General features: G+C 73.2%; 25 protein-coding genes and 1 pseudogene. 6 read left to right on the top strand and 20 right to left on the bottom strand.

The genetic code is table 11. The features are described from left to right. Positions 1 to 111: 111 nt before the first annotated feature. The 5 genes from HDR73_RS00600 to HDR73_RS00580 form a co-directional block, all read right to left on the bottom strand. On the bottom strand, positions 112 to 882 hold the full coding sequence (locus HDR73_RS00600) for an ABC transporter ATP-binding protein (RefSeq protein ID WP_012298344.1): 771 nt from the start codon (positions 880 to 882) through the stop codon (positions 112 to 114). Next, a complete protein-coding gene (locus HDR73_RS00595) occupies positions 879 to 1,904 on the bottom strand; it encodes a FecCD family ABC transporter permease (protein WP_012298343.1) in 1,026 nt (341 codons plus the stop codon). The genes HDR73_RS00600 and HDR73_RS00595 overlap by 4 nt, the downstream gene beginning before the upstream one ends. Before the next feature lie 74 nt (positions 1,905 to 1,978). Then, positions 1,979 to 3,034, bottom strand: a complete 1,056-nt coding sequence (locus tag HDR73_RS00590; protein ID WP_041464409.1) for an ABC transporter substrate-binding protein — start codon at positions 3,032 to 3,034, stop codon at positions 1,979 to 1,981. Positions 3,035 to 3,157: 123 nt separating this feature from the next. After that, positions 3,158 to 3,322 carry a hypothetical protein gene (locus HDR73_RS00585; RefSeq protein ID WP_158309435.1) on the bottom strand — a complete coding sequence of 55 codons (165 nt, stop codon included), beginning with the start codon at positions 3,320 to 3,322 and terminating at the stop codon, positions 3,158 to 3,160. 117 nt (positions 3,323 to 3,439) lie between these two features. Continuing rightward, on the bottom strand, positions 3,440 to 4,012 hold the full coding sequence (locus HDR73_RS00580; protein WP_012298340.1) for an NADPH-dependent FMN reductase: 573 nt from the start codon (positions 4,010 to 4,012) through the stop codon (positions 3,440 to 3,442). A gap of 256 nt (positions 4,013 to 4,268) precedes the next feature. On the opposite strand from HDR73_RS00580, the gene HDR73_RS00575 reads away from it, so the two are divergent. After that, complete coding sequence (locus HDR73_RS00575) at positions 4,269 to 4,784, top strand: acyl-CoA thioesterase (protein WP_041464408.1); 516 nt, start codon at positions 4,269 to 4,271, stop codon at positions 4,782 to 4,784. Positions 4,785 to 4,826: 42 nt separating this feature from the next. On the opposite strand, the gene HDR73_RS00570 is transcribed toward HDR73_RS00575, so the two are convergent. From HDR73_RS00570 to HDR73_RS00545, 6 genes are all read right to left on the bottom strand, one after another. Then, complete coding sequence (locus HDR73_RS00570) at positions 4,827 to 7,817, bottom strand: glycoside hydrolase family 2 TIM barrel-domain containing protein (RefSeq protein ID WP_012298338.1); 2,991 nt, start codon at positions 7,815 to 7,817, stop codon at positions 4,827 to 4,829. A gap of 96 nt (positions 7,818 to 7,913) precedes the next feature. Then, complete coding sequence (locus HDR73_RS00565; RefSeq protein WP_012298337.1) at positions 7,914 to 8,678, bottom strand: glucosamine-6-phosphate deaminase; 765 nt, start codon at positions 8,676 to 8,678, stop codon at positions 7,914 to 7,916. After that, positions 8,675 to 9,598 carry a carbohydrate ABC transporter permease gene (locus tag HDR73_RS00560; RefSeq protein ID WP_041464407.1) on the bottom strand — a complete coding sequence of 308 codons (924 nt, stop codon included), beginning with the start codon at positions 9,596 to 9,598 and terminating at the stop codon, positions 8,675 to 8,677. Before HDR73_RS00560 ends, HDR73_RS00565 begins: the two co-directional genes overlap by 4 nt. Further along, positions 9,595 to 10,629 (bottom strand): carbohydrate ABC transporter permease, encoded by a 1,035-nt coding sequence (locus HDR73_RS00555; RefSeq protein ID WP_012298335.1) that lies wholly within the window; start codon positions 10,627 to 10,629, stop codon positions 9,595 to 9,597. Before HDR73_RS00555 ends, HDR73_RS00560 begins: the two co-directional genes overlap by 4 nt. Further along, complete coding sequence (locus tag HDR73_RS00550; RefSeq protein WP_012298334.1) at positions 10,626 to 11,912, bottom strand: ABC transporter substrate-binding protein; 1,287 nt, start codon at positions 11,910 to 11,912, stop codon at positions 10,626 to 10,628. Before HDR73_RS00550 ends, HDR73_RS00555 begins: the two co-directional genes overlap by 4 nt. A gap of 83 nt (positions 11,913 to 11,995) precedes the next feature. Next, entirely contained in the window at positions 11,996 to 13,018 is a 1,023-nt protein-coding gene (locus HDR73_RS00545) for a carbohydrate kinase family protein (protein WP_012298333.1), read from the bottom strand. Between the two features lie 206 nt (positions 13,019 to 13,224). Here HDR73_RS00545 and HDR73_RS00540 point away from each other — a divergent pair, with 206 nt between their 5' ends. The 3 genes from HDR73_RS00540 to HDR73_RS00530 all read left to right on the top strand — a co-directional run bounded on the left by HDR73_RS00540 (position 13,225) and on the right by HDR73_RS00530 (position 18,581). Then, positions 13,225 to 13,971, top strand: coding sequence for a DeoR/GlpR family DNA-binding transcription regulator (locus HDR73_RS00540; RefSeq protein WP_041464406.1), 747 nt, complete (start codon positions 13,225 to 13,227; stop codon positions 13,969 to 13,971). Then, positions 13,968 to 15,311 (top strand): 6-phospho-beta-glucosidase, encoded by a 1,344-nt coding sequence (locus HDR73_RS00535; RefSeq protein ID WP_041464405.1) that lies wholly within the window; start codon positions 13,968 to 13,970, stop codon positions 15,309 to 15,311. The genes HDR73_RS00540 and HDR73_RS00535 overlap by 4 nt, the downstream gene beginning before the upstream one ends. A gap of 66 nt (positions 15,312 to 15,377) precedes the next feature. Continuing rightward, positions 15,378 to 18,581, top strand: coding sequence for an alpha-mannosidase (locus HDR73_RS00530; protein WP_012298330.1), 3,204 nt, complete (start codon positions 15,378 to 15,380; stop codon positions 18,579 to 18,581). Positions 18,582 to 18,642: 61 nt separating this feature from the next. Here the strand turns inward: HDR73_RS00530 and HDR73_RS00525 are convergent, their stop codons facing one another. The 7 genes and pseudogenes from HDR73_RS00525 to HDR73_RS00495 form a co-directional block, all read right to left on the bottom strand. Continuing rightward, complete coding sequence (locus HDR73_RS00525) at positions 18,643 to 19,527, bottom strand: N-acetylglucosamine-6-phosphate deacetylase (RefSeq protein ID WP_049791892.1); 885 nt, start codon at positions 19,525 to 19,527, stop codon at positions 18,643 to 18,645. Positions 19,528 to 19,581: 54 nt separating this feature from the next. Further along, on the bottom strand, positions 19,582 to 19,800 hold the full coding sequence (locus HDR73_RS00520; RefSeq protein ID WP_049791891.1) for a hypothetical protein: 219 nt from the start codon (positions 19,798 to 19,800) through the stop codon (positions 19,582 to 19,584). Beyond that, on the bottom strand, positions 19,800 to 20,585 hold the full coding sequence (gene nagB / locus HDR73_RS00515; RefSeq protein ID WP_041464404.1) for a glucosamine-6-phosphate deaminase: 786 nt from the start codon (positions 20,583 to 20,585) through the stop codon (positions 19,800 to 19,802). The genes HDR73_RS00520 and nagB overlap by 1 nt, the downstream gene beginning before the upstream one ends. Continuing rightward, on the bottom strand, positions 20,585 to 20,815 hold the full coding sequence (locus HDR73_RS00510) for a PTS sugar transporter subunit IIB (RefSeq protein WP_198433879.1): 231 nt from the start codon (positions 20,813 to 20,815) through the stop codon (positions 20,585 to 20,587). Before HDR73_RS00510 ends, nagB begins: the two co-directional genes overlap by 1 nt. Positions 20,816 to 21,194: 379 nt before the next feature. Beyond that, positions 21,195 to 21,956, bottom strand: a pseudogene (locus HDR73_RS00505) (PTS transporter subunit EIIC); the annotation flags it as partial. Then, entirely contained in the window at positions 21,953 to 22,141 is a 189-nt protein-coding gene (locus HDR73_RS00500; protein ID WP_198433871.1) for a hypothetical protein, read from the bottom strand. The pseudogene HDR73_RS00505 and the gene HDR73_RS00500, both read right to left, overlap by 4 nt. Positions 22,142 to 22,223: 82 nt before the next feature. Continuing rightward, a complete protein-coding gene (locus tag HDR73_RS00495; protein WP_041464403.1) occupies positions 22,224 to 22,673 on the bottom strand; it encodes a PTS sugar transporter subunit IIA in 450 nt (149 codons plus the stop codon). Positions 22,674 to 22,837: 164 nt separating this feature from the next. On the opposite strand from HDR73_RS00495, the gene HDR73_RS00490 reads away from it, so the two are divergent. Next, entirely contained in the window at positions 22,838 to 23,590 is a 753-nt protein-coding gene (locus tag HDR73_RS00490) for a GntR family transcriptional regulator (RefSeq protein WP_012298327.1), read from the top strand. Between the two features lie 26 nt (positions 23,591 to 23,616). On the opposite strand, the gene HDR73_RS00485 is transcribed toward HDR73_RS00490, so the two are convergent. Then, positions 23,617 to 24,009 carry a hypothetical protein gene (locus tag HDR73_RS00485; RefSeq protein WP_012298326.1) on the bottom strand — a complete coding sequence of 131 codons (393 nt, stop codon included), beginning with the start codon at positions 24,007 to 24,009 and terminating at the stop codon, positions 23,617 to 23,619. A gap of 249 nt (positions 24,010 to 24,258) precedes the next feature. Here HDR73_RS00485 and HDR73_RS00480 point away from each other — a divergent pair, with 249 nt between their 5' ends. Next, positions 24,259 to 24,801: a hypothetical protein gene (locus HDR73_RS00480; RefSeq protein WP_012298325.1), complete on the top strand. Its 543-nt coding sequence runs from the start codon at positions 24,259 to 24,261 to the stop codon at positions 24,799 to 24,801. Here HDR73_RS00480 and HDR73_RS00475 read toward each other — a convergent pair. Continuing rightward, positions 24,798 to 24,896: integrase core domain-containing protein (locus HDR73_RS00475; protein WP_287136183.1), on the bottom strand; the 99-nt coding region annotated here is incomplete at its 5' end. The two genes, HDR73_RS00480 and HDR73_RS00475, sit on opposite strands and share 4 nt — an antisense overlap.

Below are 24,896 nucleotides of genomic sequence, written 5' to 3'. Positions count from 1 at the left end.
TTACCGTGGGACATCGAGGCCTCCTGGCGATGGTTGAACTGAACAGCTCCATCAAGCCAGGAGGCCTCTTCACACGCCCCGAAGTGTCACCAACGTCATGGCCGAGTACACCTAGAGCGGCGCCGCGTCGAACAGCACGCGCGGGCAGCCGGCTGCCTCGTCGTGCGCGACCCGCGCGCGCACCCCGTAGACGTCGGCGATGAGCTCGGGCGTCAGCACCTCGCGCGGATCCCCGCCCGCCACCACGCGCCCCGCCCTCAGCACGAGCACGGCGTCGCAGTACATCGCGGCGAGGTTGAGGTCGTGCAGCGCGATCACGGTGGTCACCGGCAGGTCGCGCACGAGCGCGAGCAGCTCCAGCTGGTGGCGGATGTCGAGGTGGTTGGTCGGCTCGTCGAGCAGCAGCTCGCGCGGCTCCTGCGCGAGGGCACGGGCGATGTGCGCCCGCTGCCGCTCGCCGCCGGACAGCGTCCGCCATGCGCGGTCGGCCTTGTCCTCCAGGCCGACGTGCGCGATCGCGCGGTCGATGGCCGCCTGGTCCTCCGCGGTGTCGCCGCCGAGCAGCGTGCGGTACGGCGTGCGGCCGAGGCGCACGACGTCGCGCACCACGATGTCGACCTCGGTCTCGCCGTGCTGCGTCACGGTCGCGACCCGGCGGGCGACGTCGCGGCGGCGGATCCCCGCGAGGTCGGCGCCGTCGAGCGTCACGCGGCCGGAGTCGGGCGACGCCGCCCCCTGCAGCAGCTTGAGCAGCGACGACTTGCCCGAGCCGTTCGGCCCGAGCAGCCCCACCGTGGATCCGGGCGCGGGCTCGAGCGTGACGCCGTCGACCACGAGCGGGCCGCCGCGCGACCAGCTGACGCCGTGCGCCTCGAGCGTCATGCCCGGCCCCGGTTCCGCATCAGCAGCAGCATGAACACGGGCACGCCGACGAGTGCGGTGCCGACGCCCACGGGCAGCGGCGTGGGCGCGAACGCGAGCCGGGAGACCGCGTCGACCCACACCATGAACACCGCGCCGAGCACGATCGTCGCGGGGACGACGCGCGCGTGCCGCTGGCCGAACATGAGGCGCGCCGCGTGCGGGAGCACCAGGCCGACGAAGCCGATGGCCCCCGCGATGCTCACGAGCGTGGCGGTGAGGAGCGCCGTGACGACCAGGAGGATCGTGCGGGTGCGGCCCACGTGGATCCCGAGCGACGACGCCACCTCCTCCCCGAACGCGAACGCGTCGAGGGAGCGGGCGGAGGCGAGGCACACGACCGCGCCGACCGCGACCACGCCGACGCTGAGGCCGACCTCGTCCCAGCGCATGCCCTCGAGGGATCCGAGGAGCCAGAACATGATGCCACGCGTCTCGTCGGAGTCCGCGAACGCGAAGACCACGAGCGACGTGAGCGCGGAGAAGAGCTGCGTTCCGGCGACGCCCGCGAGGATCACGCCCGCCGTGCCGCCCGAGGAGAAGCGCGCGAGCAGCAGCACGAAGCCGAACGCCACCAGCGCGCCGATGAACGCGCCGCCGGACATGCCGATCGCGCCGCCGCCGAGACCCAGCACGCCGATGAGCACGGCCCCGGTGGACGCGCCCGAGGAGACGCCGAGCACGAAGGGATCGGCGAGCGGGTTCCGCAGCAGCGACTGGAGCACGACGCCGCAGAGGCCGAGCCCCGCGCCGCACGCGGCCGCGACGAGCGCCCGCGGCAGGCGCTCCTGCCACACGATGGCGTCCTCGGAGACCCGCACCGGGATGCTCGCGAGCCCCGCGTGGTTGAGCAGGATGTCGCGCACGTTCACGAGCGACACGTCGGCCGGGCCGAGGGTCACGGCGACGCCGACCGAGAGCGCGAGGGCGACGATCCCGAGCGCGAGGAGCACCGCGACGCGGAGCGCGTGCGGGAGCCCCATGACCCGCCGGGCGACCGTCGCGATCGGAGCCCGCGGGGCACCCTGCGCGTCCGAGGCCCCCGGGGCCGCCGCGCTCAGAGCCGGTCCCCGCGCGCGTCCCACCAGGCCCGGATCTTCTCGAGCCCGTCGACGAAGCGGATGGACGGGTTCAGCTCCGCGCCGTGCAGCGCCACCATCCGGTCCTCCTTGACGGCCGTGAGGTCGCGCGTGAGCGGGTCCGACTTCAGGAAGTCGACCTTGTCCTGCAGCTTGTCGCCGGGGAAGCGGTTCCGCTGGAGGTCGCCGAGCACGAGGATGTCCGGGTCGCGGTCGACCACGGTCTCCCATCCGGTGGCGATGAAGTCGTCGCGCACCTCGGGGAACGTGTCGGTGAGGCCCGTCTGACGCGACAGGAGCGCGGTGGCGCCGAAGCCGCCGCCCATGTACGGCGTCTTCGTGTCCGCGAACCAGTACATGACCTGGGCGCCACCGAGGTCCATGCCGTCGGTGGCCGCCGCCGCGCGCTGCAGGAGCGACGACACGAGCGCCTCGCCGCGGTCCTCCACGTCGAAGACCTCGGCCATCTCGCGGATCTCCTGGTACAGCGCGTCGACCGTGAGCGGGGTGGTGCGCTGCCCGCCGCCGTTGATGCTGACGTCGGAGTCGCAGTCCGTGGGAGAGAGGTACGAGGAGATCCCCGTCTCGGCCAGCCGGTCGCGCGTGACGACGCCGCCGGTGCCGTAGTGGCGGCCGAAGGACGCGGTGACGAAGTCGGGATCCGCGCCCATGAGCACCTCGTAGGTGGGCGCGTTGTCGGCGAGTCGGGGCACCTGCGCGTTCGCGTCGGCCAGGGAGTCGAGCACGGGATCCGTCCACGACGCGGTCCCGACCATGCGGTCCTGGAGCCCGAGCGACAGCAGGATCTCGGTGGAGTCCTGGTCGAGCGACACCACGCGCGACGGCGCCTGGTCGATCGTCACGTCGTGACCGCAGTTCGACAGCGTCAGCGGGTACGTCGTGGACCCCTCCCCCGCCTCGGCGACGGATGCGGCGGGCACCTCCTCCGAGGCGCCGCATCCGGTGAGGGCGACGAGCACGAGGCCCGTCACGGCGGTGGCGGTGAGGCGGGCGAGGGCGCGAGCGCGGGGCATGGGTCTCCTGGGGTCGCGGCCGGCGGGCGGCCCGGCGGGGAGCCCGAGCCGCGGGTAAGCATAGCCTTACCCCACCCGCCGCTTCGACCCTCGTTCCCACGCGCCGCCCGACCCGGCCGCGGACTACCTCCGGAGGCGCCGGGACACGACCCGGTGGATGACCGCGGTGCCGAGGACGAGGACACCGAAGAGCACGATCGACCACGCCGATCGGAGGAGGGAGAAGGAGATCACGCCGAGGAGGAACGTGATGAGAACCGCGATCCAGGTGGGGATGGGCTTGCGCATGCCCGGAAGCATCGCATGCCGGGTCCCGGGGACGGGCGACGGAGCCGCCACACGACCCGCGCCCACACGAGGGGCCCGGACGTTCCCGCCCGGGCCCCTCGCGTCGTGCGTCGGCGACTACGCCGAGACGCTCGCCAGGTTCTTCTCGATGTGCGCGTGGAACGCCTGCAGCCAGCCGACGAGGAACTCATCGGTGCCCGCGTTCGAGATCGCGCCCTCGGGCGAGATGAGGCCCTCGGTGTTCTGGATGTACGCCTCGGGCTGCGACAGCTCGGGCGACGCGAGGAACGACAGGATGCTGCGCAGGTGCTGCTGCGCGACCGCCGTGCCGACCGCGCCGATGGACGTGCCGATGACCGCGCTGGGCTTGCCCTGGAACGCGTTCTCGCCGTAGGGGCGGCTCGCGAAGTCGAGCGCGTTCTTGAGGACGCCGGGGACCGAGCGGTTGTACTCGGGCGTGACGATCATGATCGCGTCCGCGTCGGCGATCGCGGCCTTGAAGTCGTTCGCGACCGCGGGGTAGTCGCCGTCCATGTCGGCGCTGCAGAAGGGCAGCGGCTGGATCGGGATCTCGGTGAGCTCGAGTCCGGCCTGCGCGCCGAGGCGCTTCAGGGCGAGCGACAGGGCCCGGTTGATGGAGGTGGACGACAGGCTGCCGACGAGGTAGCCGACGCGGTACGTGGTGCTCATGGTGTGTTCCTTCCCGCACGGATCAGTTCCATGCGCGCGCATGGAGCCTAGCGCCAGCGGGTGGGCGGATCCCGGTGCCGTCGCGGAACGGATCCGTCGACGCGGGGACCGCGCACGAGCGCTCCGGGAGCGGGACGCGGCCCACGCCATGTGGACTGCCGACGCGATCGGCCGACCGGATCCGTAGCGTCGTGCCCAGCGCCCGCCCCACCCCCTCGGAGGGCGGTAGCGGCGCCCTACCCTCGAACGGAGAACCGTGAACCTCTACTTCCGCCTGCTGCTCATGCGCCTCACCGCACGCCGCCGGGGGCGCCTCAGCATATGGGACACCGCGCGGACGGCCTTCCGGGTGCTCCCGAACGACCTCGACCTGTTCGGCCACATGAACAACGGCCGGTACCTCACGATCATGGACGTCGCCCGCCTGGACCTCCTCGTGCGCTCCGGCCTCTGGGCCCGGGTCCGCGCGCGCGGCTGGTACCCGGTCGTCGCGGGGCAGACCGTCACCTACCGCCGCTCCCTCACCCTCGGGGAGCGGTTCGTCGTCGAGAGCCGGGTCCTCGGCACGCACGACAGGTGGTCGTACGTCGAGCAGACCTTCCTCGTCGGGGATCAGGTCGCGGCGCACGCCGTCGTCCGCAACCGCTTCCTCCAGGAGGGCGGCGGGACGGTGTCCGCGTCGGAGCTGGACGAGCTCGTCGGCCCGGCCCCCGACGACATGCGGATGCCGGACTGGGTCGTCGGCTGGACGAGCTCCACGCGCACGATCTGACGCGGCACGCACGGCTCGGGGCGGACACGGCGGCTCGCCGGGCTACCCCAGCAGCACCTCCCACGTGCGCAGCGACGGCCAGAGCGCGTGGCGCGGGAGCACGTCGGGGCCGCACGCGCGGGATCCGAGGCCGTGCTGGGCGTCGTCGAGGAGCAGATGGAGCCCGTCGGGGTCGGGCAGCTCGTGCGGGTGGCCGACGTCGGTCATCTGCTGCGGGGTCCAGCGGGAGAGCTGGAAGCCGGCGCGGTGGCCGGATCCGTCGGGCACGGTCGTCACGGTGAGCGGGGTCGCGGATCCGTCGCCGACCACGAGCGAGCGCAGCTCCGGCCGGTGGCCCGTCTCCTGCGGGCGCGCGTAGGTGACCGCGAGGCCGTCGACGCTCGACGCGAAGCGGCCGACGCGGGCGGCGGCGCGGCTGTCCGCGTACGACTCCCCGGGGCCGGTGCCGTGCCAGGTGACCGGGTGGTCCGCGAGCGCGGCGGGCAGGGCGATGCGCACACCGACGCGCGGCCAGGTGCAGTCCCACACACCGAAGGGCACGGCCTCGGTCGCGAGCAGGAGGCCGCGGTCGGTCGCGGTCCAGCGGAAGGCCACGTCGACGCCTGCGCCGGAGTGCGCGGCCTGCACGCGCATCCGCGTCTCCACTCCGTCGGCGGTGCGGGTGGATCCGAGGAGCCGGTGCGTGAGCCGGTGCAGCCCGCGCCCCCTCCACCGGTCGGCCGACGGCGGGGACTCCTCGGCGCCGCGGCCGCGGGTCAGCTCGGGCTCGGCCAGCTCGTACGATCCCTGGCCAGCCCCGCGGTCGTTCTCGGTCGGGGCGCGCCACAGTTCCAGCCGCGGGCCGCGCACGGGCACGCCGCCCCAGGAGACGAGGTCGCCGCGCGCGTCAAAGGTCCCGACGCCGAGCGCGTCCCCGTACCAACGCCCGGCCGGACGCGGCCTCGGTGCGGGCCGGTCGCGCACGAGCGCCTGGTGCGACGACACGACGTGACCGGCCTCGGCCCACGGCGCGTCGTGCCGCGTCACCACCTGCACCGTCACGTGCGCCTCCTCGGCGTGGCCGGCGGCGCGCGCCTCGGCGGGCAGCGGGAGCGTCGCCGTGGAGCCCGCCACGAGGGGCGCGTGCTCGAGGATCCCGCGGGCGACGGGTCGGCCGTCGTGGGCGAGGATCCAGACGAGGTCGACGTCGTCGGTGGATGCGCTGTGCCGCCGGTTCTCCACCCGCACGCCGGATCCGTCGGCCGCGACCCGCACCCGCACGGGCGCGATGACCGCCGCGAGCTCGGCGAGGCCCGGGGTGGGCGTGCCGTCGGAGAGCAGCAGGCCGTCCATCACGAACGACCCGTCGTGCACGGGCTCGCCGAAGTCGCCGCCGTACGCGTGGAAGGGCCGGCCGTCCGCGGTGCGCGCGAGCAGCCCGTGGTCGCGCCACTCCCACACGAAGCCGCCGTGCAGGCGCGGCCAGCGGTCGATGGCGTCCTCGTAGTCGGCGAGGGATCCAGGGCCGTTGCCCATCGCGTGCCCGTACTCGCACAGGATGAAGGGCTTCGCGCGCTGCTTCGCGCCCGCCGCGCCCGTGGTCTCGTGGATGCTCGCCACGGGCGTGCCGCACACCGAGTCGATCTCCTCGAGCGTCGGGTACATGCGCGAGTACACGTCGGTGTGCTCGCCCGTGAGGTCGCCCTCGTAGTGCACGGGACGGGTCGGATCCGCGCGCCGCACCCACGCCGACATCGCGGCGATGTTGCGCCCGGTGCCGGACTCGTTGCCGAGTGACCACATCACGATCGACGGGTGGTTGCGGTCGCGGCCGACCGTGCGGGCGATGCGGTCGAGGTAGGCATCGCGCCAGCGCGGGTCGTCGGAGGGGTTGTCCCGCCACTCGACGTCCCAGAAGCCGTGCGTCTCGAGGTCGCACTCGAGCACGACCCAGAAGCCGAGCTCGTCGGCGATGTCGATGAGGCGCGGATGCGGCGGGTAGTGGGAAGTGCGGATCGCGTTCACGCCGCTCCGCTTCATCAGCTCGAGGTCGGCGCGCGCCTCGGCCTCGTCGAACACGCGGCCGCGCTCGGGGTGCGACTCGTGCCGGTTGACGCCGCGGAAGGTGAGGCGGCGGCCGTCGACGAGGAGCGCGTCGCCGTCGATGCGCACCGTGCGGAAGCCGATGCGCAGCGTCGCCGTCTCGCCGGGCGACGACACGGTCGCGTCGTAGAGGCGCGGCCGCTCGGCGTTCCACGCCTCGACCGCGGGGAGGGAGACGGGCGCGACGTCGGCCGCGGTCTCCCAGGTCGCGTGGATCCCCAGCTCGGGCACGCGCACCACCACGGGGAACGCGCCGTCGACCTGCACGTCGAGGCGGCCGGATCCGTCGGCCGGGTCGCGGTCGGCCCGCACCCGCACGTCGTCGAGGGCGCCGACGGGCCGGGCGAGCAGCTCGATCGAGCGGAAGATCCCGGGCAGCCACCACTGGTCCTGGTCCTCGAGGTAGGAGGCGGCCGACCACTGGTGCACGCGGATCCCGAGCACGTTCTCCCCCGGCACGAGCAGCTCCGTCACGTCGAGCTCGGTCGTGAGGCGGCTGCCGGTCGTCCAGCCCGCCTCGACGCCGTTGACCCAGAACGTCGCGAGCCCCTCGATCCCGTCGGTGCGCAGCAGCACGCGGTCGGCGCCCGCGAGGGAGGCGGGCAGCGAGAACACGCGCCGGTGCTCGCCCGTCGGGTTCGCGTCGGGCACGTGCGGCGGGTCGATGGGGAACAGGTACTGGAGGTTCGTGTACGCGGGCGATCCGTGGCCGTGCAGCACCCAGTGGCTCGGCACGGGAAGCGTCGTCCAGCCGGCCGCGTCGAGGGCGGCGGCGTCGAGGGCCGGATCCGCGACCTCGGGCGTCGCTCCGGCCCGGTCGACCGGCGCCTCCGGCAGCAGGCGGAACCGCCAGTCGCCGTCGAGGGAGAGGACGGGCGCGTCCGTCGCGAAGCGGGCGCGCGGGCGGAGCCTCGAGGCGGATCCGGGGGCGACGTCGTCGAGGTGGGACATGCGGGGACTCCCGTGCTGGTCGGTGCGCCGGGGCGCGGTGAGGGCGGATGCGGGGCGGCGGCCGCCGCGCCCGCGTCGGTCAGGCGACCGCGCCGATCAGGCGAGCGCCGCGAGCCCCGCGAGCGCGGCCCGGTCGGCGACGACGGTCACGCGCGGGTGCCGCTGCAGGATCGACGCGGGCACCGCCTCCGCGACCGGTCCGGCGAGCGCCGCGGCGAGCGCGTCGGCCTTCCGCGCGCCGGAGGCGACGAGCAGGATCCGCTCGGCCGTCATGATCGTCGCGATGCCCTGCGTGATGGCGTGCGTCGGCACTCGCCGGGGATCCCCGCCGAAGTACCGCGCGTTGTCGCGCCGCGTGCCCTCGGCGAGGCGCACCACGCGGCTGATCCCGTCGAAGGGCGAGCCCGGCTCGTTGAAGCCGAGGTGCCCGTTGGCGCCGATGCCCACGATCTGGAGGCCCGCGCCGCCGAGCCGTCGGATCCGCCGCTCGTGCTCGTGCGCCGCCGCGCGCGGGTCGCCCGCCGTGCCGTCGGGCACGATGACGCGCGCGCTCGGCACGCCGAGCGGCTCGGCGATGCGGTCCCGCACGAACGCGAGGTACGACTGCGGGTGCCCGGCCGGGAGCCCCACGTACTCGTCGAGCGCCACGAGCGAGAGGCCGTCGGTGACGAGGCCGCGTTCCCGGTGCCGCCGGGCGAGCTCGGCGTAGAGCGGCTCGGGGCTGGATCCGGTCGCGACACCGAGCACGCCGGCTGGGTCCTCGCCGATGAACGCCTGCACCACGTCGGCCGCCGCCATCCCGAGGGCAGCCGCGTCGTCCACGGCCGTGATGCGCGGCGGTCGCGTCGAGACGTCCGTCACTTCAGCGCGCCCTTCGCGATGTCGCCGATGAACTGCTTCGCCCCCACGAGGAACACGACGATGAGCGGGATCACCGCGAGCAGCGCGCCCGCCATGACCATGCCGTAGTCCTTGCCGTGGGCGCTGTTGAGCTGGCTCATCGCGACCTGCAGCGTGAGCGTGCCCGGGTCGTTCAGCACGATGAGCGGCCAGAGGTAGTCGTTCCACGCGGCGATGAAGGTGAAGATCCCGAGGAACCCGAGGCCCGGCCGGATGAGCGGCAGGCACACGGTGAGGTACTGCCGGAAGAACCCGGCGCCGTCGATGCGCGCCGCGTCGATGAGCTCGTCCGGCACGCTCGAGATGATGAACTGCCGCAGCCAGAAGATGCCGAACGCGTTCGCGGCGGCCGGCACGATGAGCGCCTGCAGCTGGCCGACCCAGCCGAGGTTGATCATCGTCACGAACTGCGGGATCACCGACAGCTGCGCGGGCAGCATGAACGTCACGAGCAGCAGCCCGAAGAGCACGCGGCGGCCGGGGAACTCGTACTTCGCGAACGTGAACGCCGCGATCGAGTCGAAGAACAGCACGAGCACCGTCACGGAGACCGCGACGATGACGGTGTTCATGAGCGATCCGCCGAAGTCGATCGTGCGGAACACGGCCTGGATGTTGTCCCACAGGTGCGGCCCCGGCACGAGCACGGGCGGCGACTTGTAGATGTCGCTCGTGGTGTTGCTCGCCATCACGACGAGCCAGTAGAGCGGGAAGAGGCTCACGATGGATCCCGCGAAGAGGATCCCGTGCAGGATCACGCGTCCGGGCGGCAGCTGCCGACGGCCGGCGGGACGGCCGGTGCGCTCGTCGCGCGGCCGGCCCGATGCCCGGTCGGCGACACGGGCCGCGGCGGATCCCGCGGCGTGGACGGTCGTGCTCATGCGCGGTGCCCCTTCCTCGTGCCGGCCGCCCGCACGACCTTCTCCTTCTTCTCCGACCCGAGCCGGAAGCTGATGATGGAGAAGATCACCACGAGCAGGAACACGCCCCACGCGATGGCGGCGCCGTAGCCGAAGCGGTTGTAGTTGAAGGCCTGCTGGTAGAAGTACAGGACGGTCGTGAGGCCGGCCTGGCCCGCGCCGCCCGAGTTCGGGTTCGTCGTGCTGGACGAGGCCGTGAGCACCTGCGCCTCGGTGAAGCTCTGCAGGCCCGTGATGGTCGAGACCACGAGCACGAACAGGATCGTGGGGCGCAGCAGCGGCAGCGTCACCGACCAGAACGTGCGGATGGCGCCGGCGCCGTCGAGCTTGGCGGCCTCGTAGACCTCGGTGCCGATGGCCTGCATGCCCGCGAGGAAGATGATCGCGTTGTAGCCGGTCCACTGGTACGTGATGAGGATCGCGATGGTCACCTGGATCGCCCACGGCGTCGAGAGCCAGGCCACGCCGTCGAGCCCGATCGCGCGGAGGCCCGCGTTCACGAGCCCGAAGCTGTCGCCGAAGATGGATCCGAACAGCACCGCCATCGCCACCACGCTCGTCACGTTCGGCACGAAGTAGCTGATCTTGTAGAAGGTGCTGAGCCGCTTCGCCGAGTTGAGCATGGCCGCGACGACGACCGCGATCACCATCATCGGGAACGTGGACAGCGCGAAGATGATGAGCGTGTTCTTGATCGACAGCCAGAAGGTGGCGTCGGCCGCGAGGGCCTGGAAGTTCGCGAGGCCCACCCACTTGGCCGTGCCGAGCCCGTTCCAGTCCTGGAACGAGAGCACGAGCGAGTAGACGGCGGGGAACAGGCCGAAGATCGCGAACAGCACGAAGAACGGCGCGATGGCGACGTAGTACGGCCACGTGCGGCGGAGGCCCCGCGTGCCCGCGCCCGCCCGGGACGGCGCGGAGCCCGAGGGACCCGCGCCCGCCCGGGAGGGCGCGGGCGGGCGCCCTCCTGGGCGGACGGCGACGGGGATCACTGCTTCGCGGTCTTCAGCGCGGCCTCGCCGGCGGCGACGGCGTCGTCCCAGGCCTGGTCCGGGTCCTTGCCGAGCGACGTGACGTTCTGCAGCTCGGTGACGAACGCGGCCTGCACCTGGCTGTCGTAGGGGCTCGTGTAGGCGGTGGGCATCTTGGCGGCCGCGTCGGCGAAGATCCCGACGGTCGACTGGCCGCCGAAGAAGTCGTCGCCCTTCTGCAGCTCCGGGGAGTCGTAGGCGGCGGTGGCCGACGGGAAGATGCCCTTGTCGGCGTACGCGGTCACCTGGTTGTCCTCGCTGAGCACGTCCTTGATCACCGCGAACGCGGCCTGGGGGTCCTTCGTGCCGGCGGGGATGGAGAGGAACGAGCCGCCGATGTTCGCGGGTCCGCCGGGCATGGGCGCCACGCGCCAGTCGCCCGAGGTGTCGGCGGTCGCGCTCTTGATGTCGGCCTGGTACCAGGACGCGCCGAGGAGGGCGGGGAGGGATCCGTTGCTGATGGCCGAGGCCCAGTCCGGGCTGCCGTCGGTGACGTTCGCCGTCAGGCCGTCCTTGTACGCGAGCACCGCGCGGTCCCACGCGGTCTTGATCTCGGGGCTGTCGCCCGTGAAGTCGCCGTCCTCGTCCACGAACCGCGTGGTGCCCTGGCCGATGGACTTGGTGAACACGTCCGAGGCGTCGACGAAGATCGCGCCGCCGGTCGCCGCCTTGAGCTTCTTGCCGAACGCGAAGTAGTCGTCCCACGTGGCCGTCGCCGCGGCGACGTCGGCCGGCTCGCTGGGGAGGCCCGCCTTCTTGAACACGTCCGCCCGGTAGTAGAGGGCGGTGGGGCCGATGTCGATGGGGAGGCCGATGAGCTGGCCGTCCTTCGTGGTCGCCTCCTTCAGCTTCCATGCCGGGTACTGGTCGGTGACGTCCTTCGCGCCGAGCTGGTCGAGGTCCTCGAAGAGGCCGTCCTCGCTGAGGAAGTACGGCATGTCCTCGCCCTTGACGCCCGTGACGGACGGCAGGCCCGAGCGGCCGGTGAAGGTGGTGACGAGCTTCTGCTTGAAGTCGCCGCCGATGGTCGAGACGTTGAGCGTCGTGCCCGGCACCTCGGCCGGCACCTTGTCGAGCACCGTCTGGCTGAGGCCGTCCGGCCAGATCCAGAGGTCGAGCTGGCCGCCTGCCGAGGATCCCGACGACGACGAGCAGGAGGCGAGGACCGGCGCGAGGAGCGCGAGGGTCGCGACGCCGACGACGATGCGCCGGGCGCGGGACCGGCGGGCGGGGTGGTGGGACATGGTGGTTCTCGATTCGGTGGGGGGACGGGCGGGTCGGGGCGGAGATGCGGGGAGGGATCGCGGGTCGCGTGCGGCGGCTCGCGTCAGGCGAGCAGGCGCGCGCCGTCGGGGTGGTCGAGGGAGTCAGCGAGGTAGTCGTAGCGGCCGGGCTCCGCTGCCTCGGGATGCGCGCGCAGCCAGGGCACGAGCTCGTCGAGGCGCGGGGCCCCGGACGCGCCGCCGGGGCGGGTGACCGTGATCCCCGCGACGAGGCAGGCGAAGTCGATGCGCTGGGTCAGGGTCCACGGCGCCCGGGCGGACGCGGCGAGGGACGCGCCGAACACGTCGCCCGCGCCGGTCGCGTCGATCGCGCGCACGGCGAGCGGAGGCCGCACGACCTCCTCGCCGCGGGCCGCGTCCACGGCGACGACGCCGCGGGATCCGGAGGTCACGACGCTGAGCGGCACGCGCGCGGCGAGCGCCCGGGCGGCCTGCACGGCCGAGTCGGTGCCCGTGTACGCGGAGGCCTCGAGCTCGTTCGGGATGAACGCGTGGCAGTCGTCGAGCTGGTCGAGGATGGCGGGATCCCAGCGCTCGGACGGGTCCCAGCCCACGTCGGCGTAGACGTCGGTGCCTGCTGCGGCGGCGCGCCCGATCCAGGAGCTGCGGTGCGGATCCAGGTGCACGAGCGCCGCGGCGGCGGCCGGCACCTCGCCCGGCACGAGCTCGTCGGATCCGAGCGGGCAGGGCACGCCGCCCGTGACGAGCGCGCGGTCGTCGTCGTAGCCGAGCGACGCGGTGACGGGCAGCGCCCAGTCGTCGAGGGTCACCAGGTGGTCGAGCACCACGCCCTCGGCGGCGAGCGCGGCGCGCACCAGGAGGGAGAAGGGATCCGTGCCCACGGCCGCCGCGATGGTGGTCGGCACCCCGAGGCGCGCGCCGGCGATGGCGAAGTTCGCGATGCCGCCCGGGCCGTGGCCGAAGGACGACGTCCAGATCTCGTGGCCCGGTCGCGGTCCGCCCGGCAGCTCGCCGAACACGACGTCCGCGAACAGCTGGCCGACGACGAGCAGCCCGGCGGGGGCCTGGTCGGCGGCGGCCTGGTCGGGACGCGGGGCTGCGGACACGGGGACCTCATTCCTTCGGGTGGGCCGCGACGCGGCCCAGGCGGGAAGCGGTGCGGGTCCGCCGACGGCGACGCTGCCGGCGGGACGAGGTCGACGGGTGCCCGCCGACCGGTAGTGACGTTTCTAGCCCATGTGAGCACATGGATGGAAGACCTTGTTCATTACGAGATTGTTTCTGACTGATCCTGCGCGCTAATGTTCACATCATGAGAGACGCCCGAGAGTTCGTGATCCTCGACCGGCTGCGCGCCACCCGCAGCGCCACGGTCGCCGAGCTCGCCGAGGCCGCCGGGACGAGCGACGCGACCATCCGCCGCGACCTGGCCCGCCTCGACGAGCAGGGCGCGCTCCGGCGCACCCACGGCGGCGCGGTGCTCGTCGAGGTCGACGCGCCGTTCGCCGAGGTGGAGCAGGTGAACCGCGAGGCCAAGGAGCGCATCGCGCGGGCCGCGGCGGCGCAGATCCAGGACGGCCAGTCGGTCGTGCTCGACATCGGCACCACCACGCTGCACCTCGCCGAGCAGCTGCGCGGCCGCTCCCTCACGGTGATCACCGCGAACGTCGCCGCGTTCGACGTGCTGCGCGACGACCGGACCGTGCGGCTCATCCTGCTGCCGGGCGACTGGGATCCGGTCTACCGCTCGGTGTCCGGCCCCCTCACGGCCGAGAGCCTGCGGATGCTGCACGCCGACCACGCGTTCGTGGGCGTGAGCGGCATCGCCGACAACGGCGACCTGCGCGACACGACGATGGCCCAGGTGCCCATCAAGCGCGCGATGGCGGAGGTGAGCGACCGGGTCACGGTGCTCGCCGACTCCTCCAAGTTCCCGGGCACCGGCGCCGGCCGTGTCGCCCCCACCGCGTCGTTGACGCAGCTGATCACCGAGGCCGCCCCGCACGAGCGGGTGTCGCAGGGCCTCGCGGACAAGGGAGTGTCGGTGACCGTCGCATGAGGCTCACGATCCTGGGCGGGGGCGGCTTCCGCGTCCCGCTCGTCTACTCGGCGCTGCTGCGCGACCACGAGGCCGGCCGCGTCGACCACGTGGCCCTCTACGACACCGACGAGGTGCGCCTCACGGCCGTCGCGCGCGTGCTCGCCGAGCAGGCGGCCGCGTACGCCGACGCCCCGGTGATCACGCTGCACACCGATCTCGACGAGGCGCTGGCGGGCGCCTCGTTCGTGTTCTCCGCGATCCGGGTGGGCGGCATGGCGGGGCGCTCGTGCGACGAGCGCCTCGGCATGGCGCACGGCGTCATCGGGCAGGAGACCGTCGGCTATGGCGGCATCTCGTACGCGCTGCGGACGCTGCCGGTCGTCATGGACCTCGCCGAGCGGATCCGCGCGCAGGCCCCCGACGCCTGGGTCATCAACTTCACGAACCCGGCCGGCGTCGTCACCGAGGCCATGTCCCGCGTGCTCGGCGACCGCGTCATCGGGATCTGCGACTCCCCCATCGGGCTCGCCCGCCGCGTGCTCGGCGCGCTCGGGGTGCAGGGCGACGACGTGGTCATCGACTACGCCGGGCTCAACCACCTCGGCTGGCTGCGCGGCCTCCGCGTCGACGGCCGCGACGTGCTGCCAGACCTCATGGCCCGCCCCGACCTCATCGGCACGTTCGAGGAGGGCCGGCTCTTCGGCGCCGAATGGGTCACCGAGCTCGGCGCCGTGCCGAACGAGTACCTGCACTACTACTACTTCCAGCGCGAGGTGCGGCACGCCGACCAGCTGGCCGCGCAGACGCGCGGCGCCTTCCTCGTGGAGCAGCAGGGCCGGTTCTACGAGCAGCTCGAGCACCGGCACGACGTGTCCGCGCTCGCGCTCTGGGAGCGCACGCGGCTCGACCGCGAGACCACGTACATGGCCACGAACCGCCAGTCGGCCGGCATGGGCGACCGCGACGAGAACGACCTCGTCTCGGGCGGCTACGAGGACGTCGCGATCGCGCTCATGCGCGGCATCGCGTACGACCAGAGCGCGCGGCTGATCCTCAACGTGCGCAACCGCGGCACGCTCGCGGCGCTCGACGCGGACGCCGTGGTCGAGGTGCCGTGCGTCGTCGACGCCTCGGGCGCGCATCCGGTCGCCGGCACCGAGCTGCCCGACTTCGGCGTGGGCCTCGTCACCAACGCCAAGTACGTCGAGCGGCAGACCATCGAGGCCGGCGTCGGCGGATCCCGCGCTGCCGCGGTACGCGCCCTCGCGCACCACCCGCTCGTCGACTCCGTGACCGTCGCGCGCTCCCTGCTGGAGGACGCGATGCACGCGTTCCCGGCGCTCTCCTACCTGCGCTGACCGCGGCCCTCCCGGACCCGCGGCGCCCACCGCCTGCCTGCATCCCGACCTCCCGAAGGACTCCCCATGCACCAGAACCAGAAGCTCGTCCAGGAGCGCATCCTCCGCGCGCTCGACGAGCGGATCACGCCCGCCGTCTACTCGTCGAAGACGCCCGTCGCGCTCCGCGCGTGGATGGCGCCCGACGAGCCCGTGCCCGTCGCCGAGGCGATGCGGCAGGAGTACGCGCCGTTCGCGCTCGGTGAGCCGTGGGGCCGTGCGTGGTCCACGTGGTGGTTCGAGGTGACCGGCGAGATCCCCGCGGAGTGGGCGGGACGCACGGTCGAGCTGCTCATCGACCCGGGCTTCATCGGCGACTGGCCGGGCAACCAGGCCGAGTGCCTCGTGCACACGATGGACGGCGTGCCGGTCAAGGGGATCCACCCGCGCAACACCTACGTGCGCCTCGCCGACGAGGCCGCGGGCGGCGAGCAGGTGCGCTTCCTCGTGGAGGCGGCGGGCAACCCGAACATCCTCGTCAACGAGTTCGTGCCGACGCCCTACGGCGACAAGGCCACCGCGCCCGCCGAGCCCATCTACCGCTTCCGCCAGGCCGAGCTCGCCGTGTTCGAGCCCGAGGTGTGGGCGCTGCGCTTCGACGTCGAGGTGCTGTACCAGCTGCTGATGGAGCTGCCCGAGACCGAGCCGCGCCGCCACGAGGTGCTGCGGGCGATCGAGCGCGCGCTCGACGTGCTCGCGATGGACGACATCGTCGGCACCGCGGCCGCCGCCCGCGCCGAGCTCGCCGACGTGCTCTCGCGCCCCGCCGGGACGAGCGCCCACACGCTGAGCGGCGTCGGCCACGCCCACATCGACAGCGCGTGGCTCTGGCCCATCCGCGAGACGAAGCGGAAGACCGCGCGCACCTTCTCCAACGTGCTCCGGCTCGCCGAGCAGTACCCCGACTTCCGCTTCGCGTGCTCGCAGGCGCAGCAGTACGTCTGGGTGAAGGAGAACTACCCGACGGTGTTCGAGGGCATCAAGCAGGCCATCGCGGACGGCACCTGGTACCCGGTCGGATCCATGTGGATCGAGCCCGACGGCAACCTCCCGGGCGGCGAGGCGATGATCCGCCAGCTCACCCACGGCATGCGCTTCTTCCAGGAGGAGCTCGGCGTCGAGACCCACGGCGTGTGGCTGCCGGACTCGTTCGGCTACACGGCGTCGTTCCCGCAGATCGCGAAGCTCGCGGGCCTCGACTGGTTCCTCACGCAGAAGCTCTCCTGGAACCAGACCAACACGTTCCCGCACCACACCTTCTTCTGGGAGGGCATCGACGGGTCGCGCATCTTCACCCACTTCCCGCCCATCGACACCTACAACTCCACGCTCGAGGCGGAGGAGACGCACCACGCGGTGCGGCAGTTCCGCGAGAAGGGCCGCGCCACGATGTCGCTCGCGCCCTTCGGCTACGGCGACGGCGGCGGCGGTCCCACGCGCGACATGATGGAGCGCCAGCGCCGCACCGCCGACCTTGAGGGGTCGCCGAAGGTGGTCGTCGAGCACCCGGACGAGTTCTTCCGCAAGGCCGAGGCCGAGTACCCGGACGCGCCCGTGTGGGTCGGCGAGCTGTACCTCGAGCTGCACCGCGGCACGTTCACGTCGCACGCCCGCGAGAAGCGCGGCAACCGCCAGGCCGAGCACCGCCTGCGCGAGGCGGAGCTGTGGTGGACGATCGCGGCCGTCCGCACGGGCGCCGACTACCCGTACGCGGCGCTCGACCGGCTCTGGAAGCAGACGCTGCTGCAGCAGTTCCACGACATCCTCCCCGGCTCCTCCATCACGTGGGTGCACCGCGAGAACGAGGAGGACTACGCCCGCAGCCTCGCCGAGCTCGACGCGCTCGTGGCCGACGCGATCGCGCGGGTCACGGCGCAGGCCACGGGCGAAGGCGAGGGCGACGGATCCGGAGCGTTCGCGGTGAACTCGACCGGCCACGCGCGCACCGCGCTCGTGGAGGCGGCAGACGGATCCGCGCTCGCACTCGTCGCGGTGCCCGGCAGCGGGATCGCGCCGCTCGTCGCGGTGGATCCCGCCTCCCCCGTCGTCACGACGCGCGCCGATGGCGGCACCGTGCTCGACAACGGGCTGCTGCGCGTGACGCTCGACGCGCGCGGCCTCATCACCTCGATCGTCGATCGCCGTTTCGCGGACCGCGAGCTCGTGCCCGCCGGCCGCTTCGCGAACCTGCTGCAGCTGCACGAGGACATCCCGACCGCGTGGGACGCGTGGGACGTCGACGCGCACTACCGCGCGAGCCGCACCGACCTCGTCGAGGCCGCGTCGGTCGAGCTCGTGGAGGACTCGCCGCTGCGCGCGACCGTCGAGGTGGTCCGCCAGTTCGGGCGCTCGCGCGTCGTGCAGCGGGTGTCGCTGCACGCCGACGACGCCCGGATCCACGCCACCGCCGATCTCGACTGGCTCGAGGACGAGAAGCTGCTCAAGGTGACCTTCCCGCTCACGATCCACGCGCAGCACCACAGCGCGGAGATCCAGTTCGGGCACGTCCGCCGCCCCACGCACACGAACACGTCGTGGGACGAGGCGCGCTTCGAGGTCATGGCGCACCGCTTCGTGCACGTGGAGGAGCCCGGCTACGGCGTGGCCCTCACCAACGCGGGCAGCTACGGCCACGACATCACGCGCACGGTCGGCGGGACGGGCGAGGTCGAGACCGAGCTGCGGATCAGCCTGGTCCGGGCGGCGCGCTCCCCCGACCCCGTGCAGGACATCGGCCACCACCTGTTCGAGTACGCGCTCGTGCCGGGCGTCGGCATCGAGGGCGCGGTGGACGCGGGGCTCGAGCAGAACCTGCCCGTGCGCGTCGTGCGGCCCGGCGACGCGACCGAGGCGGCGCCCGCCGTCGTGGCGCCGCCCGCCGTCGTGGCCGCCCCCGCGGACGCCGCCGAGGTCGTCCCGTCCTCGCTGCCCACCGCATCCGGCCTCGTCTCTGTGCACGGCGGGACGGTGCGGATCGAGGCGCTCAAGCTCGCCGACGACGGCTCGGGCGACGTGATCGTGCGGCTCTACGAGTCCACGGGCGCGCGCGCCGCGACCCGGCTCGAGGCGCACCTCGACGCCGACCGCTCCACCGAGGTGGACGTGCTCGAGCGCCCGCTCGGCGAGGGCTTCCCGCGGTCGATCGCGTTCGAGCCCGAGGCCGACGGCCGCGGGGTGCGACTCGTGCTGCGGGCGTTCCAGGTGATCACGGTGCGGATCCACCGGGCCTGATCCGACGGGCGACGACGCCCGCCCTCCCACCGGCGGCTGCCGGCCCGCCGGTCGCTGCGGCTCAGCCGACGGGAGGGCGGATCGCCTCTCCCGCGATCCACACCGCCGACGGCTGCCACGCGGCGTCCCACCACACCAGGTCGGCGGCCGCTCCCGCGGCGACGTGGCCGATGTCGGCGCGCCCGAGCGAGCGCGCGGCGTTCTCGGTGCACGCGCCGAGGATGCGCGCCGGATCCAGTCCCGCGGCGATCATGCGCCGCACCCCCTCGTCGAGCACCACGCCCGCTCCCGCGATCGTGCCGTCGCGCCGGCGGCCCAGGCCGGAGTCGTCGTTGGCGACGGGCTGACCGCCGAACTCGTGCCACTCCCCGGGCTCCCGCCCGGCGGTCACGATGGCGTCGGTCACCCCGACCATGCGCCGGCCGGCCGCGCTCATCACGAGCGACACGACGCGGGGGTCGAGGTGCTGGCCGTCGATGATCGTCCCGACGAAGAAGCGCTCGTCGGTGAGGACCGCGCCCGGCACGCCGGGTTCCCGGTGCTTGAGGGGGCGCTGCGCGTTGAACACGTGCGTGGTCATGGTCGCGCCCGCATCGCCAGCGGCGCGCACCTGGGCCGCGGTGGCGTCGCTGTGGCCGACGGACACGACGCAGCCCTCCCCGACCAGCCGCCGCGTCGCCTCCACGGCGCCCGGCAGCTCGGGGGCGAGCGTGACCGTGCGCAGCGCGGCGCGAGCCGCCGGGTCCGCGAGCAGCGCGTCGACGTGGGCGGGGGTCGGGAGGAGCATGCGCTCCACGCGATGCGCGCCCTTGCGCGCGGGCGAGATGAAGGGGCCCTCGAGGTGGGCGCCGAGGATCCGGGCCATCGGCTCGCCGGCGAAGTCGCCCTGGGCCCGCCCGACGCGGGTGAGGGCGGTCACGATCTCGGGCAGCGGCGCGGTGATCACGGTCGGCTCGACCCCCGTGACGCCGCGCGAGGCGAGCCCGGCGAGGAGCGTCCGTCAGCCCGCGCTGTCCGCGGACGCGACGTCGACGCCGAACGAGCCGTTGACCTGGAGATCCAGCAGGCCCGCGCTGAGCGTCCCGTCGACCAGGTCGTGGTCGACGACCTCGTCCCCCGTCGCCGGGTGGACGGCCGTGATCCGCCCCGCCGCGACGTCGACGACGACCGGCCCCGTGAACGCGCCGTCGACGAGGGCCCGGGCGGCGCGCAGCCGCATCAGAGGCCCTGCCCGGCCGGCTTGCCCGCGAAGGTGTCGCGGTAGTGGTCGACGAATTCGAGCTCGGCCGCGGCCTCCTCGTCGACGACCACCGTGGCGTGCGGATGCAGCTGGAGGACCGACGCGGGCCAGCGCGCCGACAGCGCCCCCTCGACGGCCGCGCGCACGGCAGGCGCCTTGGCCCGACCGAAGCCGAGCAGGATCGCGTGCCGGCTGTCGAGGATCGTCGCGAGCCCCTGGGTGAGGCACTGCGTGGGCACGCGATCGACGTCGCCGCCGAAGAAGCGCGCGTTGTCCCGGCGGGTCCGGGGCGTGAGGGTCTTGAGACGCGTGCGGCTGCCGAGGCTCGACATCGGCATGTTGAAGGCCAGGTGCCCGTCGGTGCCGATGCCGAGGATCTGCAGGTCGATCCCGCCGGCCTCCCGGATGGCGCGCTCGTAGGCGGGGCCCGCATCCAGGGGGTCGGATCCGGCGTCGCCCGGCCCGAGGATCGCGTCGGGGGCGAAGTCGACGTGCCGCTCGAGCTCCTCCGCGATGAAGGCGCGGTACCGCTCGGGGTGCCCGTCGGGCAGCCCCACGTACTCGTCGAGGAGGAAGGCCCGTGCCCGCGCGAAGCTCAGCCCCTCCTCCCGGTGGCGGCGGATGAGCTCCCAGTAGAGCGGCAGGGGCGTCGAGCCGGTCGCGAGGCCGAGCACCGCGTCCGGCCGGCGCTCGAGCAGCGCGCGGTAGGCGTCGGCGACGAGCGGGGCGGCGTCCTCCGCGGTCGGGACGACGACGACCTCCATCAGATGGCCTCGCGCATCGCGTCCTTCAGCGACTCCGCGCGCGGGCCGAAGACGGCCTGGACGTTGTCGCCGACCTCGATCACGCCGGCGGCGCCGAGCTCCTTGAGGCGCGCGTGGTCGACGAGCGTGCGGTCCGCGACCTCGACGCGCAGGCGCGTGATGCACGCGTCGACGAGGACGAGGTTGTCGCGCCCACCGAAGGCCTGGATCAGCCGCTCGGCGGTGGGCACCGACGCGGCGGCGTCGGGGGCCGCGGCCGGAGGGGCGGATGCAGCGCCCGCGGCATCCGCGTCCGCCTCGGCAGGGGCGGGGGGNGGCCCCGTCGACGGGCGCCGCCACGTCCTCCCGGCNCGGCGTGCGCAGGTTCCACCGCTTGATGACGAGGCNGNAGAGCACGTAGTAGACCGCGAAGTACACCACGCCCATGATGACGAGCAGCCCGATGTTCTTGGCCGCGGGGGCGGTGCCGTAGAGCAGCAGGTCGAACAGGCCCGCCGAGAACGAGAACCCGAGGTGGATGTCGAGCAGGTTCGCGATCGCGAGCGAGAGCCCGGTGAGCAGGGCGTGCACGACGTACAGCGGGAAGGCCGCGAACATGAACGCGAACTCCAAGGGCTCGGTGACGCCGGTGAGGAAGGCCGTGAGACCCGCCGCGCCGAGGATCCCGATGGCCGCCTTGCGCTGCGCCGGGTTCGACAGGTGGATCATCGCCAGCGCCGCGGCGGGGAGCCCGAACATGAGCACCGGGTAGAAGCCCGAGGTGAGCGCGCCGGCCGTCGGATCCCCCGCGGCGAAGCGCGTCAGCTCGCCCGTGACGACGCTGCCGTCGCCCTTCGTGTAGGAGCCCTGGAGGAACCACACGTAGGAGTTGAGGATGTGGTGCAGGCCCACGGGGATCAGCATCCGGTTGGTGAAGCCGTACACGAACGCGCCGAGCGCGCCGGTGCCGCCGATGAAGGCGCCGAGCCCCGCGAGGCCCAGGTCGAAGACCGGGTACGCGTAGCTCAGGCCGAACCCGATGACGAGGCTCACGAGCGAGACGATGATCGGCACGAACCGGCGGCCGCCGAAGAAGCCCAGGTAGGAGGGCAGCTGGATGGTGTGGTACCGGTCGAACAGCCAGGCGGTGACGAGGCCCACGACGATCCCGCCGAAGACGCTGTAGTCGATCTCCACCTGCGCGCCGGCGACCGTGGTCTGGCCGGCGAGCACCACCGGCGACATGACCGTGAAGACGTTGGAGAGCACGAGGTAGCCGACGACCGCCGAGAGCGCGGTCGAGCCGTCGGCCTTCTTGGCGAACCCGATGGCGACGCCCACGGCGAAGAGGAGCGCCAGGTTGTCGAACAGCGCGCCGCCCGCGGCGCTCATGGCCTGGAAGAACGGGCCGATGACGGGCAGGTCGATGCGGCCGAGCAGGTCGGCTGCCCGACCCTGAGCAGGATCCCGGCGGCGGGCAGCACCGCGATCGGGAGCATCAGGCTCTTGCCGAGGCGCTGCATCTGGGCGAAGCCCGGGATGGTGCGTCGACGACGCGGCGGTGCGGTGGCGGTCATGGGTCCTCTTTCGCGGGGGCTCCGGTGATGGGTGGGACGGCGGATCTGCGGGCCGACCGGGCGGGCGGCCGTCTCGGGCGGGTCAGACGGAGAGCAGGGGCGAGCCGGGGAGCAGGGCGGCCCCCTCGTCCACGAGCACGCGGACGTCCTCCGCCGGACGCTCGAGCACGATGACGGGGACGACGCTGGAGAGGCCGGCGGCGAGGATCGCGGGGACGTCGTAGGCGATGACGGGGGCACCCGCGGCGACGCGGTCGCCCTTCGCGGCGAAGGCCGTGAAGCCCGCACCCGCGAGGCCGACGGTCTCGATGCCGAGGTGGACGAGCACGGCGAGGCCGTCGTCGGCCACGACGACGAAGGCGTGCGGGAAGACCTGCAGGAGGGTGCCCTCGATGGGGGCGACCACGTCGACGAGCTCGACGGGCGGCGTGATCGCCACCCCGGGGCCCATCGCCCCCGCGGCGAAGAGCGCATCGGGCACGGACGGCAGGGGCAGGGCGACCCCCACGAGCGGGGACAGGACATGGACCACGGGGACTCCTCGCAGGGGATGGATCACTGGTATGCACCAGAGCCGTGCATCTAGAGTCGGTGCGACGGAGATCCCCCACACGACGGGACGCACGGCTGGAACTGGTACGTACCGGTGAAGGTACGTCGTGCCGCCCCGTCGTGTCAACGACGAGAGGCGCGCCCATGCCCCGACCCCGCGACGCCGCCGCCGCCCGGACCGCCATCGTCACGCCGGGTCCGGTCCCCAAGCACGCCCAGCTGCGGGCGATCCTCCTCGCCGACATCGGCAGCGCGTGGCCCGCCCACACCGCCATCCCGTCGGAGCGGGAGCTCGCGATGACCCATGACGTGAGCCGCGCGACCGTGCGCCAGGCAATCCGTCAGCTCATCGAGGAACAGCGGCTGCACACGGTCCAGGGGAAGGGCACGTTCGTGGCCGGGGAGCGGATCCAGTCGCAGCTGCACCTCGCCTCGTTCACCGAGGACATGCGGCGGCGCGGGATGGTGGCGACCACCCTCGTGCGCCATGCCCGGATGGGCGTCCCGCCGCTCGAGGCCCGCGCCGCCCTGGGCCTCGACGAGGGCGAGCCCGCGTGGTCGATCGAGCGGCTGCGGCTGGCCAACGGCACCCCCATGGCCCTCGAGGTCGGCTGGTACTCCGCGCGCGTGGCGCCGGACCTCGGCGACCACGACCTCAGCGCCTCGCTGTACGGCGTGCTCGCCGAGCGGTACGGCGTGCACATCGACGGCGCCGAGCAGACGGTGTGGGCCGACGCCGCGGATGCAGACACCGCCGAGGCACTGGAGGTGACCCCGGGGGCGTCGACCCTGGTGTTCCGCCGCACATCCCGCGCGGGCGGGACGCCCGTCGAGCACGTGACGTCGTGGTACCGCGGCGACCGCTACCAGGTGCACATGGCGCTCACGGGCGACTGACCCGCGGTTGCGCGGTTGCGCCTACCCTAGTTGAGCGCCTCGCCGCCCGTGGTGAGCGGCTCGGCCGAACTGGGGGTCAGCGCGAGGGCGAGGCCCGAGAGGCCGATGCCGAAGAACAGGAAGTCGTCGACGATCGTGAAGCCGGTGGGCGTGAGGCCGCCGAGCTCGGGGTCGAGGAGGCTGAGTACGCCCATGAGCGTGTAGAGGCCGCCGAACGCCACGAGCGTGGCGCGGATCATCCCCGGCGGGGCCTGCCGGGTGCCGACGAACAGCAGCACGCCCGCGCTCAGCAGGTAGAGGACGTCGACGAAGAAGTCGACGTTGAGGACGCCGAGCATGTGCGACCCCTCGATGAAGAGCCCCACGAACCCGTGGCCGCCGAGCACGGCCGCGACCATCACCATCCACGCCTTGCCCATGATCCGGTTCCCCTCGATGCGGGACGCGCCGCTCGACGGTCCTCTTCTCCAGAGAACCGGGCTCGGCGGGGCGTGCCAAGGGCGGGCACCGGGACTCCCAGCCTCCGTTGAGGTCCCGCCGACCGGCCGGCCCGCCGGGGACCCTGGACATCCGCCGACCACCCACACACTGCTCGATCCCCGGCGTAGCGTCCGACGGACACGACATCGGCCGGCCCACGAGCCGACCTCGACGACTCGGAGGAGCACATGTCAGAACGCAACACCGTCATCCGGAGCATGCACGACCTCGGCCTCGCGGCCTGGTTCGGCGGATCCCTCATGGGCGCGGTCGGCCTCAACGGCGCCGCGGCCGCCGCGAAGCAGCCGCAGGAGCGCCTGCGCCTCTCGTCCATCGGCTGGGCGAAGTGGGCGCCCGTGCAGCTCGCCGCCCTCGGCGCGCACGCCGTCGGCGGGCTCGGCCTGATCTACGCGAACAAGGGCCGCCTCGCTGCCCAGGGCGAGGCCCGCAGCAACACGAAGGTCAAGGCCGTCCTGACCATCGCCGCAGCCGGCACGACGCTCTACTCGGCGCTCGTCGGCGGACGCATGGCCAAGCACGCGGACGAGGCCCCTCAGGGCACGACCGAGCCCGGCGCCGGCGTCTCGGACGAGCTGGCCAGCGCCCAGAAGCAGCAGAAGCTCCTGCAGTGGGCGATCCCCGCGCTCACCGCGGTGCTCGTGGTCCTCGCCGCCCAGCAGGGCGAGCAGCAGCGCCCCGTCGCCGGCTGGATCGACCGCTTCAAGAACTAGCTGTAGTTCCCAGTGAGGTTGTGAACGCGTTCGGCGGGCGTGAGTCCGCCGATGCCGGTGTGGGGGCGGTGGTGGTTGTAGTGATGCAGCCAGGC

The sequence above is a fragment of the Clavibacter sp. genome (assembly GCF_014802555.1).
Classification (GTDB): Bacteria; Actinomycetota; Actinomycetes; order Actinomycetales; family Microbacteriaceae; genus Clavibacter; species Clavibacter sepedonicus.
The sequence above is the reverse complement of the archived record's forward strand: the minus strand, read 5'-3'. Positions and strand labels throughout refer to the sequence as shown.

What these genes read in the sequence shown, in the direction of transcription:
- HDR73_RS00595 (WP_012298343.1), bottom strand. Translation starts at nt 1,904, where the DNA reads ATGGGGCTCCCGCACGCGCTCCGCGTCGCGGTGCTCCTCGCGCTCGGG.
- HDR73_RS00535 (WP_041464405.1), top strand. Translation starts at nt 13,968, where the DNA reads ATGAGGCTCACGATCCTGGGCGGGGGCGGCTTCCGCGTCCCGCTCGTC.
- HDR73_RS00480 (WP_012298325.1), top strand. Translation starts at nt 24,259, where the DNA reads ATGTCAGAACGCAACACCGTCATCCGGAGCATGCACGACCTCGGCCTC.
- HDR73_RS00580 (WP_012298340.1), bottom strand. Translation starts at nt 4,012, where the DNA reads ATGAGCACCACGTACCGCGTCGGCTACCTCGTCGGCAGCCTGTCGTCC.
- HDR73_RS00550 (WP_012298334.1), bottom strand. Translation starts at nt 11,912, where the DNA reads ATGTCCCACCACCCCGCCCGCCGGTCCCGCGCCCGGCGCATCGTCGTC.
- HDR73_RS00585 (WP_158309435.1), bottom strand. Translation starts at nt 3,322, where the DNA reads ATGCGCAAGCCCATCCCCACCTGGATCGCGGTTCTCATCACGTTCCTC.
- HDR73_RS00590 (WP_041464409.1), bottom strand. Translation starts at nt 3,034, where the DNA reads ATGCCCCGCGCTCGCGCCCTCGCCCGCCTCACCGCCACCGCCGTGACG.
- HDR73_RS00570 (WP_012298338.1), bottom strand. Translation starts at nt 7,817, where the DNA reads ATGTCCCACCTCGACGACGTCGCCCCCGGATCCGCCTCGAGGCTCCGC.
- HDR73_RS00540 (WP_041464406.1), top strand. Translation starts at nt 13,225, where the DNA reads ATGAGAGACGCCCGAGAGTTCGTGATCCTCGACCGGCTGCGCGCCACC.
- HDR73_RS00600 (WP_012298344.1), bottom strand. Translation starts at nt 882, where the DNA reads ATGACGCTCGAGGCGCACGGCGTCAGCTGGTCGCGCGGCGGCCCGCTC.
- HDR73_RS00560 (WP_041464407.1), bottom strand. Translation starts at nt 9,598, where the DNA reads ATGAGCACGACCGTCCACGCCGCGGGATCCGCCGCGGCCCGTGTCGCC.
- nagB (WP_041464404.1), bottom strand. Translation starts at nt 20,585, where the DNA reads ATGGAGGTCGTCGTCGTCCCGACCGCGGAGGACGCCGCCCCGCTCGTC.
- HDR73_RS00500 (WP_198433871.1), bottom strand. Translation starts at nt 22,141, where the DNA reads ATGACCGCCACCGCACCGCCGCGTCGTCGACGCACCATCCCGGGCTTC.
- HDR73_RS00530 (WP_012298330.1), top strand. Translation starts at nt 15,378, where the DNA reads ATGCACCAGAACCAGAAGCTCGTCCAGGAGCGCATCCTCCGCGCGCTC.
- HDR73_RS00520 (WP_049791891.1), bottom strand. Translation starts at nt 19,800, where the DNA reads ATGCGGCTGCGCGCCGCCCGGGCCCTCGTCGACGGCGCGTTCACGGGG.
- HDR73_RS00490 (WP_012298327.1), top strand. Translation starts at nt 22,838, where the DNA reads ATGCCCCGACCCCGCGACGCCGCCGCCGCCCGGACCGCCATCGTCACG.
- HDR73_RS00485 (WP_012298326.1), bottom strand. Translation starts at nt 24,009, where the DNA reads ATGGGCAAGGCGTGGATGGTGATGGTCGCGGCCGTGCTCGGCGGCCAC.